The 20,384-nt window shown below is 70.4% G+C and carries 13 protein-coding genes; all 13 read left to right on the top strand.

Going from position 1 to position 20,384, the window contains the following annotated elements; genetic code table 11:
- Positions 1-181 precede the first annotated feature (181 nt).
- The 13 genes from KGD87_RS17110 (at position 182) to KGD87_RS17050 (ending at position 20,374) form a co-directional block, all read left to right on the top strand.
- A complete protein-coding gene (locus tag KGD87_RS17110) occupies positions 182-1,291 on the top strand; it encodes a cytochrome-c peroxidase (protein WP_284668469.1) in 1,110 nt (369 codons plus the stop codon).
- Between the two features lie 41 nt (positions 1,292-1,332).
- Positions 1,333-1,731: a hypothetical protein gene (locus KGD87_RS17105; protein WP_090490155.1), complete on the top strand. Its 399-nt coding sequence runs from the start codon at positions 1,333-1,335 to the stop codon at positions 1,729-1,731.
- Positions 1,732-1,914: 183 nt separating this feature from the next.
- Positions 1,915-2,757 (top strand): c-type cytochrome, encoded by an 843-nt coding sequence (locus KGD87_RS17100; protein ID WP_284668468.1) that lies wholly within the window; start codon positions 1,915-1,917, stop codon positions 2,755-2,757.
- On the top strand, positions 2,754-3,362 hold the full coding sequence (locus KGD87_RS17095) for a respiratory nitrate reductase subunit gamma (RefSeq protein WP_284668467.1): 609 nt from the start codon (positions 2,754-2,756) through the stop codon (positions 3,360-3,362). Before KGD87_RS17100 ends, KGD87_RS17095 begins: the two co-directional genes overlap by 4 nt.
- Before the next feature lie 18 nt (positions 3,363-3,380).
- Positions 3,381-3,998, top strand: a complete 618-nt coding sequence (locus KGD87_RS17090) for a cytochrome c3 family protein (protein WP_284668466.1) — start codon at positions 3,381-3,383, stop codon at positions 3,996-3,998.
- A 12-nt stretch (positions 3,999-4,010) separates the two neighbouring features.
- Complete coding sequence (locus tag KGD87_RS17085; RefSeq protein ID WP_284668465.1) at positions 4,011-6,983, top strand: TAT-variant-translocated molybdopterin oxidoreductase; 2,973 nt, start codon at positions 4,011-4,013, stop codon at positions 6,981-6,983.
- Positions 6,980-8,428: an NrfD/PsrC family molybdoenzyme membrane anchor subunit gene (nrfD, locus tag KGD87_RS17080; RefSeq protein ID WP_284668464.1), complete on the top strand. Its 1,449-nt coding sequence runs from the start codon at positions 6,980-6,982 to the stop codon at positions 8,426-8,428. Before KGD87_RS17085 ends, nrfD begins: the two co-directional genes overlap by 4 nt.
- Positions 8,425-8,946, top strand: a complete 522-nt coding sequence (locus tag KGD87_RS17075; protein ID WP_284668463.1) for a DUF3341 domain-containing protein — start codon at positions 8,425-8,427, stop codon at positions 8,944-8,946. The genes nrfD and KGD87_RS17075 overlap by 4 nt, the downstream gene beginning before the upstream one ends.
- A complete protein-coding gene (locus KGD87_RS17070; RefSeq protein WP_284668462.1) occupies positions 8,943-9,512 on the top strand; it encodes a c-type cytochrome in 570 nt (189 codons plus the stop codon). Before KGD87_RS17075 ends, KGD87_RS17070 begins: the two co-directional genes overlap by 4 nt.
- Positions 9,509-10,705 (top strand): hypothetical protein, encoded by a 1,197-nt coding sequence (locus KGD87_RS17065; RefSeq protein WP_284668461.1) that lies wholly within the window; start codon positions 9,509-9,511, stop codon positions 10,703-10,705. The genes KGD87_RS17070 and KGD87_RS17065 overlap by 4 nt, the downstream gene beginning before the upstream one ends.
- A 127-nt stretch (positions 10,706-10,832) precedes the next feature.
- On the top strand, positions 10,833-11,906 hold the full coding sequence (locus tag KGD87_RS17060) for an oxidoreductase (protein ID WP_350102410.1): 1,074 nt from the start codon (positions 10,833-10,835) through the stop codon (positions 11,904-11,906).
- 123 nt (positions 11,907-12,029) lie between these two features.
- Complete coding sequence (locus tag KGD87_RS17055) at positions 12,030-13,325, top strand: YecA family protein (RefSeq protein ID WP_284668459.1); 1,296 nt, start codon at positions 12,030-12,032, stop codon at positions 13,323-13,325.
- 1,541 nt (positions 13,326-14,866) lie between these two features.
- The gene (locus KGD87_RS17050) at positions 14,867-20,374 is read left to right on the top strand and encodes a beta-ketoacyl synthase N-terminal-like domain-containing protein (RefSeq protein ID WP_284668458.1); all 5,508 of its coding nucleotides are present in this window, start codon (positions 14,867-14,869) and stop codon (positions 20,372-20,374) included.
- The last annotated feature ends 10 nt before the right edge of the window (positions 20,375-20,384 follow it).

The following is a 20,384-nucleotide window of genomic DNA, read 5'->3' as shown; positions in this document are numbered from 1 at the left end:
GCGCGCTGTCGGGATTCCCGCAGGCGGCCCTGGTCGTTCGAGTACTCCCGGAGCGGGGAGGCGGCCCGGTGGCTGATGGGTCCGGAAAGCGGACGTGCGGGGATGTCACGACGCGGCATTCCTCCGCGGCCGCTTGCTGGTAGCTTGCGCCGCGTTAACGAAGCGGCCGTGGAGGGCTTCCATGATTCAGAACCGGTGGGTCTCGCTGCTGTCGCTGTCCGCGCTGGGCGTCAGTGCGCTCACGGGGTGCGAGCGCACGCCGCCTCCCGCCGAGGCGCCCGTGGCCGCGCTGGAAGCCCAGACGCTGCCGGCGCCCAAGCCGATGACGGCCGAGCAGCTCGCGCACTTCTTCAAGCCGCTGCCCAGGCGCAAGGACGCGCCGCCTCCGCCCGAGGACACCGACGCGCAGGTGGCGCTGGGGCGGATGCTCTACTTCGAGCCGCGCCTGTCGAAGAACCACGACGTGTCCTGCAACACCTGCCACGGCCTGACGACGTTCGGCGTGGACAACAAGGCGCTGTCGGACGGCCACAAGGGGCTGAAGGGCACGCGCAACTCGCCCACCGTGTACAACGCGGCCGGGCACATCGCGCAGTTCTGGGACGGGCGCGCGGACACGCTGGAGGCGCAGGCCACCGGCCCCATCCTCAATCCGGTGGAGATGGCCATGCCGGATGAGAAGCGCGTGCTGGCCACGCTGACCTCCATCCCGGAGTACACGAAGCGCTTCCGCGAGGCCTTCCCGGGTGAAAAGAAGCCGGTGAGCATGGCCAACGCCGCGCGCGCCATCGCCGCCTTCGAGCGCAAGCTCGTCACCACCTCGCGCTTCGACGCCTTCGTGGGCGGCAAGCACGACGCGCTCACCGAGCAGGAGCAGCGGGGCCTGCAGCTCTTCGCCACCACCGGGTGCACCACCTGCCACAACGGCCCCGCCGTGGGCGGCACCTCCTTCCAGAAGCTGGGCCTCATCGAGGACTACCCGGGCCTGAAGGACGCGGGCCGCTTCGACGCCACGAAGAACGAGGAGGACCGGGGCAAGTTCCGCGTGCCCACGCTCCTCAACGTGGACAAGACGGGGCCGTACCTGCACGACGGCAGCGTGGTGGAGCTGCCGCGGATGGTGCGGCTGATGGCGAAGCACCAGCTGGCGCGCACGCTGACGGACCCGGAGGTGGACGACCTGGTCGCCTTCCTCAAGAGCCTCACGGGGGAGCTGCCTCCCGCGGAGCTCATCGCCCCGCCTGAGCTGCCCCCCAGCACCGCGAAGACGCCCAAGCCGGACCCGTCTTGAAACGTGCGCGGCGCCTCGCGCGTTGCTAAGCAGCGAGGCCCATGGACCGAATGCTCTTCTACGCCCACTCCGGGCTCCGCTATCTGGTGCTGCTGGCTGGCATCCTGGCCCTCGCGTACTTCGCCTACGGGCTCGCCACCCGGAAGCCCTTCGACAAGCTGGGGCGCATCCTGGGCTCGGCCTACTCCGGGCTGCTCCAGCTCCAGGTGCTGCTGGGCGTCGGCGTGCTGGTGACGCGCTTCTATTACCCGGCGCTCATCGGGCACATCGTGATGATGGTGCTCGCCGCCGGCGTGGCGCAGGCGACGCTGTCCATCAACCGCCGCAAGCCGCAGCCGGCCTTCGTGCTGCCGCTGGTGGGCGTGGTCGTGTCCATCGTCTTCATCATCGGCGGCATCATGGCCATTGGCCGTGGCGTCTTCACCACGACGGCGATGTGAGCCGCGCGGGGTAAATGCTGCGCTGAATCACGGCGCGCGGCGCAAATGCTGCGCGCTCCAGGCCAACTCCCACGCATGTCTGCCTGGGTGTTGGCCTTTCGTCATTCTGGCCCTCGCATTGCAATTCGTGTCGCGCGTGCCGGGCAGTGAGCCCGGCCTCCCTTCGAGGAGGGGCACGCGGCGATGCGGACACATGCCCAGGAAGGACGACCGCGCCTGACGCGGGGGCTCGTCCCCGTCATTCCGCTGCTGGCGCTGGTGGCGGCGCCGGTGGCGGGAGCACAGAGCGCCTCGCAAGGGGCCACGCTCTTCACGCAGCGCTGCGCCACCTGTCACACGGTGGGTGAGGGCGACCGCGTGGGGCCGGACCTGCACGGCGTGATGGAGCGGCGCGACGAGGCGTGGCTCAATCGCTTCATCTCCAGCCCCGGCGCCGTCATCGACGAGGGCGACCCGGTGGCCACCGCGCTGCTGAAGCAGTTCAACGGCATCCGCATGCCGGACCAGCAGCTCTCCCCCGAGGAGCGCGGCGCCCTCTACGCCTTCTTCCGCGACTGCACGCGGAAGGGACTGGGCGGCTGCAAGCCATCGCCCGCGGCGAAGCCGGGCACGGACGCGACGTCGGAAGAGATTGCGCGAGGCCGCCGCCTCTTCGAGGGCACCGAAGCCCTGGCGAAGGGCGGCCCCGCCTGCTTCGGCTGCCATGACGTGCGCGGGCTGGGCGTGGCGGGCGGCGGCACGCTGGGGCCCAACCTCACCTTCGCCTTCGCGCGCATGGGCGAGCGCGGCATGCGGCCCCTGCTGGCGAAGCTGGACACGCCGATGATGGCCGCGCTGTACGCCAAGGCCCCGCTGGAGGAGGAGGAGCAATACGCCCTCAAGGCGTACCTCGCGGACGTGTCGCGCGACGGCAGCAAGCCTCGCGCGGACAGGGACTTTGTCTACCTGGGCCTCGTCGGGATGCTCGCGGTGCTCGGGTTCATGGGCGTTGCCTTCAACGCCCGCACCCAGCGAGGTCAGCCGTGAGTGAAGCCCTCTTCTCCGCCATCCCCTACGTGGCGGCGGGCGCGGCCGTGGCGGGCGTGGCGCGCCGGCTGATGGCACGCGCGCCCGCGAGCGCCCCCACGCCCTGGACGCCTTCGGGACGGGCCATCCTGGCGGGGGGCGTCGTCGTGGCCCTCAACCACCTGCTGGGGCTGCTGGCGCCGCGGGTGATGCAGGCCTTCAACGCGTCGCCGGGACGCCTCTTCACGCTGGAGGCGGTGAGCCTGATTGGCGCGCTGCTGCTCGCCTGGGGCCTGGTGGGCCTGACGCTGCGCCGCGCGCGGGAAGGGCAGTGGCGCACCGCCGCGCTGCTGGGGTTGCTGCTCTTGCAGTCGTGCTCCGGCCTCTACCTGGCGGTGGCGCTGCGCTGGGGCTCGGCCTGGTACGTCCATGTGGTGGTGCCGTACCTGCGCTCGGTGCTGGCCTTCCAGCCGGACGCGTCGCTGCTGGCGCAGGCGCCCTTCGTCGTCCAGTTCCACACCTTGTTCGGGATGGTGGTGCTGGCGCTGGCGCTCTTCATCCGCGCGCGGCCCGAGCCCGTCACCGCGCCCCTGCTCGTCACGCCTCGGGAGGAGACCGCCCGCTGACGCGGCGGCACACCCGTCATGAAAGACGCCTCGACTCGCTTTCCCTTCCGCGCCCTGGCCGCGCTCTTCCTGGCGGGCTGTAGCGGCCCGGTGAACAACCAGCAGGGCTACATGCCCGAGCAGCCCGTGGCCTTCTCCCACGCCGTCCATGCCGGGCAGTACGGCCTGGATTGCCAGTACTGCCACGTGGGCGCGGAGAAGAGCCGCCACGCCGGCGTGCCCTCCACCAGCGTGTGCATGAACTGCCACACGCAGGTGAAGACGGACTCGTCCGAAATCAAGAAGGTCGCGGCCGCGGTGGCGGAGAACAAGCCGCTGGCGTGGGTGCGCATCCACCGCCTGCCGGACCACGCGTACTTCAACCACGCCAGCCACGTGGGCGCGGGCCTGGAGTGCCAGACGTGCCACGGGCCCGTGCAGGAGATGGTGCGCGTGGAGCAGCAGGAGCGCATGACGATGGGCTGGTGCCTGGACTGTCACCGCGACACGGCGGCGAAGCAGGTGTCCGCGCCGCCGCCCTCCGCGCCCCGCGCTGGAGAGCTGTTGGCCCTGTCGTCCGGCGCGCCCGCGCCGGAGCCGCTGAAGGCCCCTCGAATCCTGCAGCCCCCCACGGACTGTTCGAGCTGCCACCGCTGAGGAGTCCCATCCATGTCCGACCCACTTCCCAAGTACTGGCAGAGCCTGGCGGAGCGCGCTGGCGACCTTGGCGCCTTCCCACAGGATGAGTTCACGGAGCCGCTGCCGGTGGGCGTCGCCGCCACGCCGCCGGATGCGAACAGCCGCCGTGACTTCTTCAAGCTGATGGGCCTGAGCGCCGCGGCGGCCATGGTGGCCTGCCAGCGCGCGCCGGTGCAGCAAATCATCCCCTACGTGGCGCGCCCGGATGAAGTCACGCCGGGGTTGGCGCTCTGGTACGCGTCCACCTGCGACGGGTGCGGCGCCCGGTGCGGCCTGCTGCTGAAGACGCGCGACGGCCGCCCCATCAAGGTGGAGGGGAACGACGAACACCCCGTGTCGCGCGGCGGCGTGTGCGCGGTGGGCCAGGCGTCGGTGCTGTCGCTCTACGACGCGAGCCGCGCCCGCTACCCCACTCGCGGCGCCACGCGCGTTGCCTGGACGGACCTGGACGCGGAAGTCACGCAGGCCCTGCGCGAGGCCACCGAGGCGGGGAAGGGCATCCGCGTGGTGTTGCCCTGGCACCTGGGCCCCACGGCGGAGGCGGCCGTGAAGCGCTTCCTGGCCGCGTACCCCACCGCGCGCACCGTACGCGACGAAGCCCTGGGCGAGCTGTCCGCCATCGCCGACGCCCACCGTGTCACGCACGGCGTGCGCGCCGTGCCGGACTACCGCTTCGACAAGGCCGCCGTCATCGCCAGCTTCGGCGCGGACTTCCTGGGGACGTGGGTGTCGCCCGTGGCCTTCACGCGGCAGTACGCGGAGTCGCGCGACGCGGCCCGGCGCCGGACGATGTCGCGGCACTTCCAGGTGGAGCCGGTGATGACGCTCACCGGCGCCGCCTCGGACCGCCGCTTCGTGGTGGCGCCTTCCGACCTGGCGCTGGTGCTGGCGGACCTGGTGCGGCGGCTGGCGGTGAAGGCGGGCCGGCAGGTGCCGGGACTGCCGTCGCTGCCGCCGCCCGCGCTGGACGAGGCCGCGAGGGTGGAGCTCGCGGACGCGCTGTGGGCCCAGCGCCAGGACGCACTGGTGGTGGCGGGCGGCGATGACGTGGCCACGCAGGTGCTGGCCAACACCGCCAACGCGCTGCTGGGCAACGAGGGCCGCACGGTGTCGCTGGCGGACGGCACGGTGCTGGACGCGGACGCGCTGCCCTTGGGGACGCTGTTGACGGAGCTGCGCGCGGGCGCCGTGGGCGCGGTGCTCTTCCTGGGCGCCAATCCCGTCTACAGCGACCCGCGTGGCGCGGAGCTGGCGGCGCTGCTGAAGGGCGTGCCGCTCACGCTGTCCACCAGCGACCGGCGGGACGAGACGGCCGTGCACGTGGGGCTCCATGCACCGGAGGCCACCGCGCTGGAGTCGTGGGGCGACGCGGAGGTGCGCCGGGGCGTCGTGTCCCTGCGCCAGCCCGCGGTGGCGCCGCTGCACGAGACGCGCAGCGGGGTGGAGTCGCTGCTCCAGTGGGCGGGCGTGCCCCAGCCGCACTACGACTTCCTCCGCGCGCGCTGGGAGGCGGAGGTCTTCCCTCGTGCGAGCGGCCTGGGGCAGGGCTTCAGCGCCTTCTGGGACGATGCCCTCCGCCGGGGCGTGGTGACGCTCAGCGCCGCTTCGGAGGAGGCACCGGCCTTCCGCGAGGACGGGCTGGCGGAGGCGCTGGCCGGCGTGGCCCGCCAGGCCGCGGAGTGGGAGCTGGTGCTGTACCCCACGGTGGCGCTGCGTGATGGCGCGCCCGCGAACAACGCCTGGCTCCAGGAGGTGGCGGACCCCATCACCAAGGTGACGTGGGGCAACCCGGCGTGCATCGCCCCGGCCCGCGCGAAGGCGCTGGGACTGAAGGACGGCGACGTCGTCCAGGTGCGGGCGGGGAGCGCGACGCTGTCGGTGCCCGTGCTGGTGCAGGCGGGGACGCACCCCTCCGTCATCGCGGTGGCGGTGGGCTACGGCCGCACGCAGGCCGGGCGCGTCGCGGACGGCATCGGCGTCAACGGCTACCCGCTGTCGGCGGTGGTGGACGGGCGCGCGCGGCGCGTGGTGCCCGGCGTCACGGTGCGGGCCACGGGCGAGCAGCAGCCCCTGGCGCTGACGCAGACGCACCACCGGCTGGAGGGACGGCCGCACGTGCGAGAGGCGGAGCTGGCGGCCTTCCTGGCCAACCCGCGCGCGGGCAACGAGGTGCAGGCGGGGCACGGCGGGGGAGGGCACGCGCTCTCCCTGTGGTCGGGCCACGAGTACAAGGGGCACCGCTGGGCGCTGGCGGTGGACCTGAGCGCCTGCACGGGGTGCTCGGCTTGCGTGGTGTCGTGCCAGGCGGAGAACAACATCCCCAGCGTGGGGCGCGACGAGGTGCTGCGCCGACGGGAGATGCACTGGATGCGCATCGACCGGTACTACCAGGGTGACGAGGCCAATCCCCAGGTCGTCCACCAGCCGATGATGTGCCAGCACTGTGAGAACGCGCCGTGCGAGACGGTGTGCCCGGTGCTGGCCACGGTGCACTCCAGCGAGGGCCTCAACCAGCAGGTCTACAACCGCTGCGTCGGGACTCGGTACTGCGCCAACAACTGCCCCACGAAGGTCCGCCGCTTCAACTGGTTCGACTACGAGCACGCCGAGCCGCTGGAGCGGATGGTGCTCAACCCGGACGTCGTGGTGCGCAGCCGGGGCGTCATGGAGAAGTGTTCCCTGTGCGTGCAGCGCATCCAGGAGTCCAAGGCCGCCGCGAACCGGGAGGGCCGCCCGCTGCGTGACGGGGACATCCAGACGGCGTGCCAGCAGAGCTGCCCGGCGAAGGCCATCCACTTCGGCGACGTGAATGACGCGGACAGCCAGGTGGCGCGGCTCGCGAAGGACGGGCGCGCGTTCCGGTTGCTGGAGGAGCTGAACATCGGGTCGTCCATCACCTACCTCACGAAGATCCGGAACACCGGGTCGGGAAGCGGCACATGAGCAACTCGCATCTGTCCCCGCTGCGTGAACCGCTCGTCACCGAGCCGCGCTCCCTGGGCCAGCTCACCGAGGAGATCTGCGCCCCCATGGAGCGGGCCCCTACGTGGAAGTGGTGGGTGGCCTTTGGCATCGCGGTGTCGGTGCTCGGAACGGGCGCCGGCATCGTCGCCTACCAGGTGGGCACGGGCATCGGCACCTGGGGCCTGAACAAGAGCGTCGGCTGGGGCTTCGACATCACCAACTTCGTGTTCTGGGTGGGCATTGGACACGCAGGCACGCTCATCTCCGCCATCCTCTTCCTCTTCCGGCAGAAGTGGCGCACCAGCATCAACCGAGCTGCGGAGGCGATGACGCTGTTCGCCGTCATGTGCGCGGCGCTCTATCCCATCATCCACCTGGGGCGGCCGTGGCTGGCCTTCTGGGTGCTGCCCTATCCGAACGACCGCGGCAGCCTGTGGGTGAACTTCCGCTCGCCGCTCTTGTGGGACGTGTTCGCCATCTCCACGTACTTCACCGTGTCCGCGGTGTTCTGGTACGTGGGCCTGATTCCGGACCTGGCCACGGTGCGCGACAGGGCGAAGGCGGGGCTGCGCAAGGCCGTCTTCAAGGTGATGTCGCTGGGGTGGACGGGCTCGCACCGGACATGGAGCCGCTACGAGACGGTGTACCTGCTGCTGGCGGGCCTGGCGACGCCGCTGGTGCTCAGCGTGCACACCATCGTCTCCATGGACTTCGCCACGTCGGTCATCCCCGGCTGGCACACCACCATCTTCCCGCCGTACTTCGTCGCGGGCGCGGTGTTCAGCGGCTTCGCCATGGTGCTGACGCTGATGATCATCACCCGCGTGGTGCTGGGCTACGAGCACCTCATCACCCTGCGCCACCTGGAGAACATGACGAAGATCATCATCGTCACGGGGGGCCTGGTGTCGCTGGCGTACGCGACGGAGTTCTTCATCGCCTGGTACTCGGGCAACCCCTACGAGCGCTTCGCCTTCATGAACCGCGCCTTCGGGCCCTACGCCTGGGCGTACTGGATCATGGTGACGTGCAACGTGGTGTCGCCGCACCTCTTCTGGTTCAAGAAGGTTCGCACCTCGCCCGTGGCCATCTTCGTCCTGTCGCTGGTCATCAACGTGGGCATGTGGTTCGAGCGCTTCGTCATCATCGTCACCAGCCTCCACCGCGACTTCCTGCCGTCGAGCTGGGCCATGTACACGCCGACGATGGTGGAGGTGGGCACCTTCATCGGGACCTTCGGCCTCTTCTTCACGCTGTTCCTGCTCTTTGTCCGCGTGCTGCCCATCATCTCCATCGGCGAGGTGAAGAGCGTGCTGGGCTTCGCTCGCGAAGGCCATGACGCCCAGCCGCACCTGCCCGCGAAGCCGGTCGCCGAGGAGGCGCACCCCGTGGCCATCGCCATTCGAAAGGATGCACCCGTATGAGCGCCCCGGTTCTCATCGGCTACTTCGACAGTGAGGCGCAGGTGCTCGACGCCACCCGGGCGGTGCGCGAGGCGGGCTTCGTCCTCCACGACGTGTACACGCCGTACGCGGTGCACGGGCTGGATGACGCCATGGGCCTCAAGCCCAGCCGCCTCACCTGGGTGTGCTTCGGCGCGGGCCTCCTGGGCTGCACGCTGGCGCTGTCGCTCCAGTACTACACCAGCGTGGTGAGCTGGCCCCTCAACGTGGGCGGCAAGCCGTTCAACTCGTTCCCCGCGTTCATCCCCGTGACCTTCGAGCTGACGGTGCTGTTCGCGGCGCTGGCGACGGTGGCGGCCTTCCTGGTGCGGGCGAAGCTCTTCCCCGGGAGGCGCCGCCCGGTGCTCCCGCGTGTCACGGATGACCGGTTCGCCATCGCGGTGGCGCCGCGCGAGGCCCCCTCGGAGCTGGACGCGGCCGAGGACCTGATGCGCCGCCACGGCGCGGTGGCGACGGACCTGCTGGAGGTGGCGTCGTGAAGAGGCTTCACGTGGGCGCGGTGGTGCTGGGGCTGGCCGTCACGGGCTGCGAGCAGGACGAGACGCGGCCCAACTTCGAATACGCGCCGGACATGGTGTCGTCCGTGCCGTTCGACACCTTCGCGGCCAACCCCGTCACCGTGGACGGCAAGACGTTGCTGGCGCCGGTGAAGGGGACGGTGCCGCGAGGCCACCAGCCGCTGCACCTGGCCGCGGGGCCGGAGGAGGCTGCTCGCGCGGGGCGGGAGCTTCAGAATCCGTACCCGGCCTCTCCGGAGGTGCTGGCGCGGGGAAAGGTGACCTTCTCGCGCTACTGCGGGCCGTGTCACGGCACGGAGGGCCTGGGCGACGGGCTCGTCACCGCGCGCTTCCCCATGCCGCCGTCGCTGCTGGCGGAGCACGCCCGGCTGCTCCCCGACGGGCAGGTGTTCCACATCATCACCCACGGGCAGGGCCTGATGCCGGCCCATGGCTCGCAGGTGGCTCCGGAGGACCGGTGGAAGATTGTCCACTACGTCCGGACCTTGCAGGACCCCGCGCGGACGGCGCGGAAGGACGTGCCATGAGTGCTCGACTGCATGAAGTGACCACCGCTCCGGCGGCTGGCTTCGAGGTTCCTCCCGCCGTGCACCGCGCGGCGCAGGTGCTGGCCGGCGTGGGCCTGGGCATCCTGGTGGCGGGCCTGGCCATCGCGCGCGAGCGGGCCCTGACGAGCCTGCTCACCAGCGGCTTCTACTTCCTGTGCCTGGGCCTGGGCGGCGCGGTGTTCCTGGCGCTGATGTACGTGGCGAACGCGGGGTGGTTCACCGTGTTCAAGCGCATCCCCGAGGCCTTCGCCGCCTACGTCCCCTGGGGCGCGGTGACGATTCTGGCGCTGCTGCCCTTCGTGTCCTCGCTGTACCCGTGGGCGAAGCCGGGTGTCATGGAGACGGACCACCTGCTGCACGAGAAGGCCGCCTTCCTCAACGTGCCCTTCTTCGCGGCGCGCATGGGGGTGGTGCTGGCGGTGTGGGTGGGCTTCACGTGGGTGTTGCGGCGCATCTCCCTGCGGCAGGACGCGGAGCGCTCGCCGGAGCTGGCCGGGCGCAACGTGAAGGTGTCGGCGGTGTTCCTGGTGCTCTTCGCGCTGACCTTCTGCCTGGCCGCGTTCGACTGGCTGATGACGTTGGAGCCGCACTGGTTCAGCACCATCTACGCGCTCTACAACTTCGCGGGCCTGCTCAGCTCCACGGTGTGTGCCATGACCATCGCGGCAATCCTGCTCCACCGCGCGGGCGCGCTGCCGCAGCTCAACACCAGCCACCTGCATGATTTGGGCAAGTTGATGTTTGCCTTCGCCACGTTGTGGGCCTACCTGTGGTTCTCGCAATACCTGCTCATCTGGTACGCGAACATCCCGGAGGAGACGGTCTACTTCGTCACCCGGCTGCACGGGACGTGGGCGGTGGCCTTCTACGCCAACGTCGTCCTCAACTGGGCGCTGCCCTTCGTGTTGCTATTGCCAAGGCCCGCGAAGCGCAATCCGTCTCACTTGCTGCGCGTGGCGGCCATCCTCCTGGTGGGGCGCTGGTTGGACCTGTACCTGATGGTGGTGCCCGGGCTTCAGCCGGACGGCGTGGCCGTGGGTGTGTTCGAACTGGCCGGCTTCGTGGGCATGGCCGCGCTCTTCACGCTGGCGGTGACGCGCACCGTGCGCTCTACGCCCATGTTGCCGGTGGGTGACCCGTACCTGGTGGAGAGCCTGCACCACCACACCTGAGCCCGTTTCAGAGAAAAGGAGCGGTGGGAGCCTCGGTGCCGAGGACTCCCCGGAAGCCCGCTCCCGACCGCGACGCCGCCCGTCCTCCTCGACGGGCGGCGTTGCCCTTTCCACGGTAGGGTGCGCCATGGCCTTTTCCTCTCCTGGACGCGCACCCCTCCGAGTGGCCTTGCTGGGCTTCGGCATCGCGGGCAGGTACATCCACACCCCGCTGCTTCAAGGCGTGGACGGGCTGGTGCTCCAGGTCGTGGCCTCGCGCCAGGAAGAGGCGGTGCGCTCCACGTTGCCGCAGGTCACCCGCTGCGACTCGCATGAGGCCGGGGCGACGCACCCCGACGTGGACCTGGTCGTCATCGCCACGGCGAATGACCTTCACGCGCCATTGGCGGAGGCCGCGCTCAAGGCGGGGAAGCACGTCGTCGTCGACAAGCCCTTCACCATCACCCTTGCCGAAGCCCGCGCGCTGCGGGCCCTGGCGGCGTCGCGTGGCCTGCTGCTCTCGGTGTTCCACAACCGGCGATGGGACACCGACTTCCAGGCGCTGAAGGCGCTGCTCGCGGAGGGCACGCTGGGCCACGTCGCGCATGTCGAGTCGCGCTTCGACCGGTTCCGTCCGGAGGTCCGCAAGCAGTGGCGGGAACAGGTGGTGCCGGGCGCGGGCGTGTGGTTCGACCTGGGGCCGCACCTCGTGGACCAGGCGCTGCATCTGTTTGGATTGCCTGAGTCCGTGGCCGGTACTCGCGAAGCCCTGCGCGAGGGCGCCTTCGTGGATGACTGGTTCCAGTACACGCTGGCCTATCCCCGGCGGCGGGTGGTGCTCCAGGCGTCCATGAGCATCGCGGCGATGACGCCTCGCTTCGCCGTGCATGGCTCACGGGGCTCGTGGCTCACGTTGGGCAGGGAGCAACAGGTTCCTCGTCTGGTGATGGGCGGCCCACCCGAAGGGCTCGCCTGGCACGACGCTTCGCTGCATGGGCAGCATGGCGCGCCCACCGTCGCTTCGGCAGGGGACTACCGGCAGTACTACGCGGGCATCCGGGATGCGCTCCTGGGCGGCGCACGCAACCCCGTGACGCCCATCCAGGCCGTGGCCGTCCAGGCGGTGTTGGAGGCGGGCATCGAGGCGCAGGCGAGCGGCCGTGCCCAGCCGCTGGCGCTCACAGCGGAGGAGCGCGCTGCCTTCGACGCGGGCGTGGATTGATTCGCGCGGCACGGGCAGTTCGGCGTTTTCGGTGCAGGCGCGCTTGATTCGCGCACAAGGGGATGCCTACTCCTAGCGGCGTCGTGGACTCTCCCTGTCGCCCGCGCGACCCCCGAGGACCCCTTGAGCTCGAAGAAGCCCGGCCGTAACGACCCGTGTCCCTGTGGCAGTGGCAAGAAGTACAAGGTCTGCCATGCCTCCGAGGACCGGGCTCGCGCCGCGCCTCCCGCCGCCCCGGCTTCGTCCGCGAGGGCCGACCTCGAAGCGGCGATGGAAGTGTTGGGCGACCCCGATGTGTCCAAGCTGTCAGGCGCCCTGGAGCGGCTGGCGGAGTTGCTGACGGACTGGGGCCCGGTGCCCAGCCTGCGCTTTGACGTGAAGGCGTTCTCCGAGCACGTGGGGAAGGAGCTGGCCCGGCTGTCCGAGAACGCAGACCAGGATGCCTCCAGCGCCCGGCGCGAGCTGCTGGTGGGGACGGTGCGCGCGCTGGGGACGCCCGCGTTCCTGGAGGCGCTCGGCGCCGCGCTGATGTCCAAGATGTCCACACCTGGATTGTCCGCCGAGGACCGGAGGGCGATTGGCGTGGGCACGCTGCTGGCCTCCGCGTCCAAGCGGATGGGCAAGGCCCGGCCGGAGGACATCCCCGTGCTGGACGTCGTCTTCGACGTGCAGTTCCGTGAATGGAGCGCCAGGCACAAGGAGCTGTCCCAGAAGTACGAGGCGCTGGTGAAGGGGCTGGAGGAGGAGTCCCTCTCCGATGAGGCCAAGGCCGCGCTTCAGCAGGCGCGCGGCGGTGACGTGGGCGCGTTGCTCAAGTACGTGCAGGAGGACCCGGAGCTGGCCGAGCGCATCGCCCGCGAAGCCAAGGAGCGCGCCGCCCGTGTGGAGGCGTGGCTGCGCGCGTCGACGTCGCCGGCCGTCTTCTCTCCCGAAGAGGAGCTCTGGCTCACCTGCGCGCTCTGGGAGCTGATGCAGGCGCTGAAGAACCTGCCCGCGGGCACGGAGCCCGCGGTGCGCAGGGAAGCGGTGACGGCGCTGATGCGGGCGGTGAAGGGCGCGCTGGACGACGACTTCCTCGCCGGGCTGCTGGACCGGCTGCGCGCGAAGGCGAAGGCCGCGGCGGCGGATGAGGACGTCCGCACGGCGTTCATGGATGCCGCCATCGCCTTCGAGGCGGAGCCCGCGCGGATGACGCTCGCCGCGCTGCTCACGGCGCGGAAGGAAGCCGAAGGGCGCTCGCCCGAGGAGATGGTGGCGCTGGCCGACCTCAAGGCGCTCACTGCCTGGACGCCGGAGTCCTTCGAGTCCTACCGCGCGTTGCTGCTGAGCATGGGCCTGCCGGTCGCCGCCGCGCGTGTCCAGCGCTGCCAGGAGTGGCTGAAGGGGCATCCGGTGACGCTGCGTCCCGAGCCGGCCTGAGTCAGGACGCCTCGGGTCGGCGACGGCACGGGGCGTCAACGGGGCGCACGGTGTTCGGGGCGAGCAGGTGCGTCGTGGGCTCTTTCGTCGTAGCGCACGGTGGGGACAGGTCTCCCAGCCGCCTTCCCAGGCGGGGCGAGGCAGGGGCCTGGCGCTCTTGGGCGGTGTCCTCTCCTTCATCCGCTCCTTCCTGGCCGCTGCCTCAAGCCCCTCACTCGCCACCTCCGCACCTGCTTGAGGGAGCAGAAATGGCCACAGTCTGGCGCCTGGAGTGAAGACTCCGTGGAGCATGCCTGCCGCACGACGCCTGGCAACACGCGACAGCGAATCACTGTCTTGTTTTATCAGCAGGGTGTGAATACACGCTCAAAGGGAGGCGCAGGCAAGCGCCAGCGGCAACGCCCATTCATTGGCAAGCCAATTTCAAGGGCGGCGCCTGCCCAGTGAGGGCGCTGGCATCGAACCGATGACGCCTGCATGCCGTCAATGGATGGAAGCAACCCGGCACGCCCAGGCACTCCGAAAGTCATCGCAGCCTTTGTGCAACATTCCTCAAAGGCTGTCCGATTGAAGGGTGACTTGCAATTGAGCGGCGCAGTCCACTAAACCCACTCAAAGCAAGAATCTAGACTTCGGAGATCCCCATGAGGTTCATTCCCGTTGTTTGCCTGACGCTCTCGCTGATTGCGTGTGGCTCGCCGGACGCCGTGCAGCGCGAGGACGCCTTGGAGGCGGTCACACACGAGGAAGCAGCGGCATCAGAAGAGGCGCGGAGTCGGGCGGAGTGCCCCGGCGCAGGAGACGAGGTGTCCGCTCAGGCATGCGTCAAGCGCTGCTCAGGGGGCCTGCAGGCGGGCCAGCACTGCAGCATCGACTCCAACTGTGGCAAGACGTGCTCGGGGGGCCTGCAGGCGGGCCAGCACTGCAGCATCGACTCCAACTGTGGCAAGACGTGCTCGGGGGGCCTGCAGGCGGGCCAGCACTGCAGTATCGACTCCAACTGTGGCAAGACATGCTCGGGGGGAACCTCCGCGGGCCGGGCCTGTAATACCGACGCCAACTGCCCCAATGGGCTCTGCAATTCGCACCTCTGCAATTCGCACCTCTGCAACTCGCACCTCTGCGTGACGTACTGCTGAGTCACTCGACTCGGCAACACCGCCTCCCCACGAACTGGGTGACGGTGCATGCGCGGTCGAGCTGGATGCGGATACTCCAGATTTGCGTCTTGGCGAGCCGGTCCACGAGCGACATCGGTAAAGGGCCCACGGGTGGCTGTGGAGGTCCCGGAGCCCGCGCGTCCAGCGCTGCCAGGAGTGGCTGAAGGACCATCCGGTGACGCCGCGTCCCGAGCCAGCCTGAGCGCTTCGTGGTTTGAGCCCCGGGCCTTGATGCCGGGCCCGGGTGGGTGCGCAGCTTCGAGCTTCCACGGATTGCACGTTGGAGATGGAGTTCACTATGCTCGAAAATTGACATTTCGGCTGGATTTCACCGGGGCATGGGGGTTGTTCGTGGGTGAGTACCGCAGCGCTGTGGGTGGAGTGACTGAGGGGGAGCGTCGTCCGGTTGCCATCGTTGGTGCATCGGGGCGGTTTCCAGGGGCGAAGGACCTGGAGACCTTCTGGGCCAACCTGAGCCAGGGTATCGACTCGGTGACCGAGGTGCCTCGGGAGCGCTGGACGTGGGGCGCCCCGCCGTTCGCCGCTTCGAGCGCGCGGGCGGGGTTCCTCGACGAGGTTGACCGGTTCGATCCGGGCTTCTTCGGCATCTCGAGGGAAGACGCCGCGGTGATGGATCCGCAGCAGCGCCTCGTGCTCATGCACTGCTGGAAGGCCCTCGAGGACGCGGGGCACTCCGTCCCTGTGCTGGAGGGCGGCGGCAAGGCAGGTCTCTTCGTCGGGATGCGCCCCTCGGACTACCTGCCCGGGCTGCACGAGCGGGGGCTGGTGGAGAACGCGCAACACCTGCTGGGCAATGACCCATCGATGGTGCTGCCGCGGGTGTCGCGGATGCTCGGCGTCCAGGGCGCGAGCCTCGTCGTGGACGCGGCCTGTGCGTCCTCGCTTGTCGCCATCCACCTGGCCTGCCAGCAGTTGCAGTCAGGCTCCGTCGAACTGGCGCTGGCGGGAGGCGTCTTCGTCATGGCCACCGCCCGGTTCCATCGCCTGGCGGCCGAGGTGGGCCTGCTCTCGCCGGGTGGACGGTGCCGGCCCTTCTCCCTGGAGGCGGATGGCTTCGTCCCCGCGGAGGGTGTCGGCGTGGTGGTCCTCAAGCTGCTGGAGCGGGCCGTGGCGGATGGGGATCGGATCCTCGGGGTCATCCGGGGCAGCGGCAGCGTCCAGAGCGGACGGCTTCCAGGCGCTCTCGTCACGAACGCGCTGGGCGCCGGTTGGGCGGACTTCATCCGCGACGTCCAACAGCAGGCGGACGTCGAGCCCGAGACGATTTCCTATGTGGAGGCGCACGGCAGTGGCATCCGCGGCGAGGATGACCAGGAGCTAGAGGCCCTTCGAGCAGTGTTCCATGAGCGGGCTCCGAGGGCGGGCTTCCGCGCCATCGGCTCCGTCAAGGGGAACGTCGGGCACGCCGTGCCCGCCGCGGGCATGGCGGGGCTCCTCAAGGTCCTCCTCGCCTTCGAGCATCAGCAATTGCCGCCCTCGCTTCACGCGGACGAGGCGGGCGACCACGAGCGCTTCACGACGACGCCCTTCGAGGTCAACACCCGGTCGCGGCCCTGGGTGAGCGAAGAGGGCGCACCCCGCCGCGCCGCCATCAACGCCTTTGGGATGGGGGGCACGGATTGTCACCTCGTCGTGGAGGAGGCGCCCCCGCTTCCGCCTCGCGTGGATGCGCCGGAGCGGCCGGCCTACCTGTTCTTCTTGTCCGCGCGAAGTGACGAAGCGCTCCGGCAGTTCGCGATGGACCTGGCGGAGCGGCTCGGTCAGGCCCTGGCGCGCGGCGATGCACCTCATCCCGGCGACGTCGCCTTCACCCTGGCCCGGGGCCGTGGCTCGCTGGAGCGGCGTGCCGCCTTCGTGGCGTCGGACCTCCAGGAGCTGTGTGAACTCCTGCGCCGCTTCGACGGTTCGTCCGGGATGAGGGAGGGGGGCCCGTTCTCTGCGGCGTCCCGGCGGGCGCTGCGGGAGATGAGCGGGCGGATGTTGCGTGAGCTGGGGCCGGAGCGCTCCCGCGCTGATTGGCGCGACACGCTCACGGTCGTGGCGGAGCTCCATGCGCTGGGAGTGGACGTCGACCGCTCCCTCTTGTTCTCGCGGGGGGTCTACCGGTGCGTCGCGTTGCCCACCCAGCCGTTCACGACCGAGCGCTGCTGGTTGGACCTGCCGCGTCCGGCGCGACTGCCGACACCCGTCCTGGCGCCAGTGGCGAGTGCGCCACTGGGGCGCTCCTCCGCGCCGGTGCCAGCCGTCGTCTCGACGCTGCCTGTCGTGCCGGCACTCGCCTCCGTGCCGACGTCACCTGTCGAGTTGGCGCTCCCCGCGCGTGGGAACTCCGAGGACGCATTGGCGGAGCCGCCGCGCGCCCCTGAGAACGCGCTCCTGCTCGGGATGGAGTGGCATGCCGTGGAGGCGCAGTTCGTCGATGAGGCCGTGGACCTGAGCGGGAACCTGGTCGTGCTGGTGAACGAGGAGACCCTCGACCTGGCCCGTGAGGCGCTCGCCTCGCTTGGGAATCCCCAGGCGTTCCTCGTGGCGGGCTGCGGTATCGGGCGCTCGGGGCCACATGCCCTGCTGGACTTCGACCGGTATGAGGCTGGCGTCCGGCTCGGGGAGGAGCTGAGCCAGCGACCCGGACGGCTCGCGGGCATCATCGACTTGTCGGACCTCCGCGCGGCGCCGCGGCAGGAGGACGAGGAAGAGGGCTCCCGGTTCGACTCGCTCGGGCGCATCGGGTTGTTGCAGATGCTGCTGAAGCGGAGCCGAGGCGAGTCCTTCCCGTTGCTGCATTTCACCCGAGGGCTCCGACCCTTCAGGGCCAGCGGTCCGCTGGACCTGGGAGGCGGGTTGATGGCCGCCCTGGTGAGCAAGCTCGGCGCGGAGTACGCGGGACTGCGGGCGCGCACCGTGGATGTGGAGCAACTGCCCGAGTCCGCGGAAGCGCTCGTGTCACTGCTTCGCCAGGAGTTGGAGGTCCACGACCCACGAGGCGAGGTCGCGCTCCGGAGCGGCGCGCGGTACTGCCTCTCCATGAGCCCGCTGACGGACACGGCGGGAGCCGCGCCGCTCATCTCCGCTGACAAGACGTATGTCATCACCGGTGGGGTGCGTGGCATTGGTCTGGAGGTCGCGAAGCACCTGGTGGCCCGGGGCGCCCGTCGGCTCGCGCTCCTGGGCGTTCGGCCGTTGCCGCCCCAGCACGAGTGGGTCGGGCTCCTCGCGAATCCCTCCACGGATGAGTCCCTCCGTGAGCGGCTCGCGCCCTTGCAGGCCTTGCTCTCACAGGGCGTCCAGGTGTGGGTCCACGTCGGCTCGCTGACGGACGCGGCGGCGCTGGAGTCGTTCTTCGGTGACGTGCGCGCGACGCTCGGGCCCATCGGTGGGTGTGTCCACTCCGCGGGCGCCGTGTTCTTCGAGCCGCCCTCGTTCAGCAGCAAGCCCTTGAGCCAACTCCGTGGGGTGCTGGAGCCGAAGGTCGATGGGCTCCGCGTCCTGGAGCGCGCGCTTCGCCGGGACGCGCTCGACTTCTTCGTGTTGTTCTCTTCTGTCTCTGGGGTGGCGCCCTCGTTGGCCGCCGGCATCGTGGACTACTCGGCCGCCAATGCGTTCATGGACCTGCTGTCCGAGCACCGGCGCGCACAGGGCCGTGACGCCTACCAGTCCATCATCTGGCCCAACTGGAAGGACGTGGGCATGGGGGAGGTGGGCAGCGCGGCCTATCGTGCGCTCGGCCTCGCGGCTCACTCCACCTCGGAGGGGCTCGCGCTGCTGGACGCGGCGCTCGCCTCCAAGCGAGCGGTGGTGCTGCCAGCCATCATCGAGCCCGCCCGCTTCGCCGTCGACGCGCTGCTTCAGCCGCGCGTTCGTCCCCTGCCTGCGCGCCTCGTGCGCGCCGAGTCCAGGGTGAGCCCGGCCGTGGTCCAGGTCTCGGCTGCCCCAGTGACGAGGCCTGCGCTCGTTGTGTCGCCCGCGTCTGTCGCAGCGCCTGCGCCCGTCGCGGCGCCCATGCCACAAGGCAACTCCGGCGACGCGCTCCGCGAAGAGGTCCAGCAGTGGCTTCAGCAGACGCTCGCGCACGTCCTGAGCCTCTCGCGCGACCAGGTCGGCGCGGACGCCGACTTCGAGACGCTGGGCCTGGACTCCATCCTCCTCATCGAGGTGATGACGAAGCTGGAGGACTGGCTGGGCGTGGACGTCGACCCTTCGTTGCCGCTCCAGTACCGGACCGTGAGGACGCTGGTGGAGCGGCTGGTGGACGCGTATCCGGAGGCCATCCGGGCGGTATGCGTCGCGACGAACCCGGAGGGCGTCACTCCGGAAGTTCGTCCTCAGGTGCCCGCGCAAGAGGCGGCCCGGCCACCGGAGGTGCCGCTTCCCCCGCGTGTCCCCGAGCCCGCCGTCCTGGCGGAGCCCGGAGCCCAGTCCGGGGGCGTGGAGCCCATCGCGGTGGTTGGCATGGCGTGCCACTTCCCGGGCTCCTCCGGCCTGGAGGCGTACTGGCGCACGCTCCGTGACGGCCTGGACCACATCACCGAGGTCCCCTCCTCACGCTGGCGCACGGAGGACCTCTACTCCAGCACGCACCGGCCCGGGCGGAGCGTGGGCAAGTGGGGAGGCTTCCTCCAGGGAATCGAGCACTTCGATCCGGACTACTTCCACATCGCGAAGGGGGACGCGCCCTGCGTGGACCCGTTGATGCGTCAGTTCCTGGAGGTCAGCGTCCAGTGCCTGCAGCACGCAGGCTATGCCCGGGAAGAGGTCGCGGGCAGGCGGGTGGGCGTGTTCGTGGGCTCGCGCATGAGCGGCTATGCCGCGCGCATGCCCGCGCCGACGCGCAACGGCGTCATCGGCTCAGGCCAGAACTTCATCGCGGCGCACGTGTCGCACTTCCTCGACCTGAAGGGGCCGGGCATCGTGGTGGACACCGCGTGCTCGTCCTCGCTGGTGAGCCTCCACCTGGCCTGCCAGAGCTTGTACTCCGGCGAGTCGGAGCTGGCGTTGGCCGGCGGGGTGGACATCCTGCTCGATGAAGGCGTGTACCTCACGCTCAGCGAGAGCCGCGCGCTGTCGCTCGACGGCAGGTGCAAGACCTTCGACGAGCGGGCGGATGGGTTCGTCCCGGGAGAGGGCGCGGGCGTGGTCCTGCTCAAGCCCCTGCGCAAGGCCCTGGCCGACGGGGACCGCGTCTACGGCGTCATCGACGCGACCGCCGTCAACAACGACGGACACACCATGGGCATCACCACGCCCAACCCCGCGGGGCAGCGCGCCGTCATCGAGGAGGCGCTGCGCCGGGGAGGCGTGGACCCGCGGACGCTGAGCTACGTGGAGGCGCACGGCACGGGGACCCGGCTGGGGGACCCCATTGAGCTCAAGGCGCTCACGGAGGTGCTCGCGCCGGCGGGCGCGCGTCCGGGCACCTGCGCCGTGGGCAGCGTCAAGAGCAACTTCGGGCACCTGCTGAGCGCCGCGGGCATCGCGGGCTTCCTCAAGGTGGTGCTCTCCCTGGTCCACCAGCAGTTGCCGCCCACGCTGCACTGCGCGACGCCCAACCCGCGCTTCAGCTTCGAGTCGTCACCGCTCTTCCCCAACACCGTGCTCCGGCCGTGGGAGCCCCTGGAGGGGGTGCGCCGCGCGGGCGTCAGCGCGTTCGGCTTCGGGGGCACCAACGCCCACGTCCTCGTGAGCGAGGCCCCCGCCCAGCAGCAGCCTCGGCGCGAGCCACGCCCCCCCGTGGTCTTCTCGCGCGAGCGCTACTGGCTGGAGGCGCCTTCCCGCCGCGAGGCGCCAGCGCCGGCGCCAGCGCCACGCCCAGCAAGCGCGCCCCGTCCCCGGCGTCAGCTCGTCGCCCTGGAGCTGGGCGCGACGGGCTGACGCGGAGGCG

Origin of the sequence: Myxococcus sp. SDU36, assembly GCF_030168875.1 — a bacterium.
In the GTDB taxonomy this organism is placed as follows: Bacteria; Myxococcota; Myxococcia; order Myxococcales; family Myxococcaceae; genus Myxococcus; species Myxococcus vastator.
The sequence above is the reverse complement of the archived record's forward strand: the minus strand, read 5'-3'. Positions and strand labels throughout refer to the sequence as shown.

Excerpts from the sequence above, each read along its gene's own strand:
- KGD87_RS17110 (WP_284668469.1), top strand. The coding sequence starts at position 182 with ATGATTCAGAACCGGTGGGTCTCGCTGCTGTCGCTGTCCGCGCTGGGC.
- KGD87_RS17065 (WP_284668461.1), top strand. The coding sequence starts at position 9,509 with ATGAGTGCTCGACTGCATGAAGTGACCACCGCTCCGGCGGCTGGCTTC.
- KGD87_RS17100 (WP_284668468.1), top strand. The coding sequence starts at position 1,915 with ATGCGGACACATGCCCAGGAAGGACGACCGCGCCTGACGCGGGGGCTC.
- KGD87_RS17060 (WP_350102410.1), top strand. The coding sequence starts at position 10,833 with ATGGCCTTTTCCTCTCCTGGACGCGCACCCCTCCGAGTGGCCTTGCTG.
- KGD87_RS17085 (WP_284668465.1), top strand. The coding sequence starts at position 4,011 with ATGTCCGACCCACTTCCCAAGTACTGGCAGAGCCTGGCGGAGCGCGCT.
- KGD87_RS17075 (WP_284668463.1), top strand. The coding sequence starts at position 8,425 with ATGAGCGCCCCGGTTCTCATCGGCTACTTCGACAGTGAGGCGCAGGTG.
- KGD87_RS17105 (WP_090490155.1), top strand. The coding sequence starts at position 1,333 with ATGGACCGAATGCTCTTCTACGCCCACTCCGGGCTCCGCTATCTGGTG.
- nrfD (WP_284668464.1), top strand. The coding sequence starts at position 6,980 with ATGAGCAACTCGCATCTGTCCCCGCTGCGTGAACCGCTCGTCACCGAG.
- KGD87_RS17090 (WP_284668466.1), top strand. The coding sequence starts at position 3,381 with ATGAAAGACGCCTCGACTCGCTTTCCCTTCCGCGCCCTGGCCGCGCTC.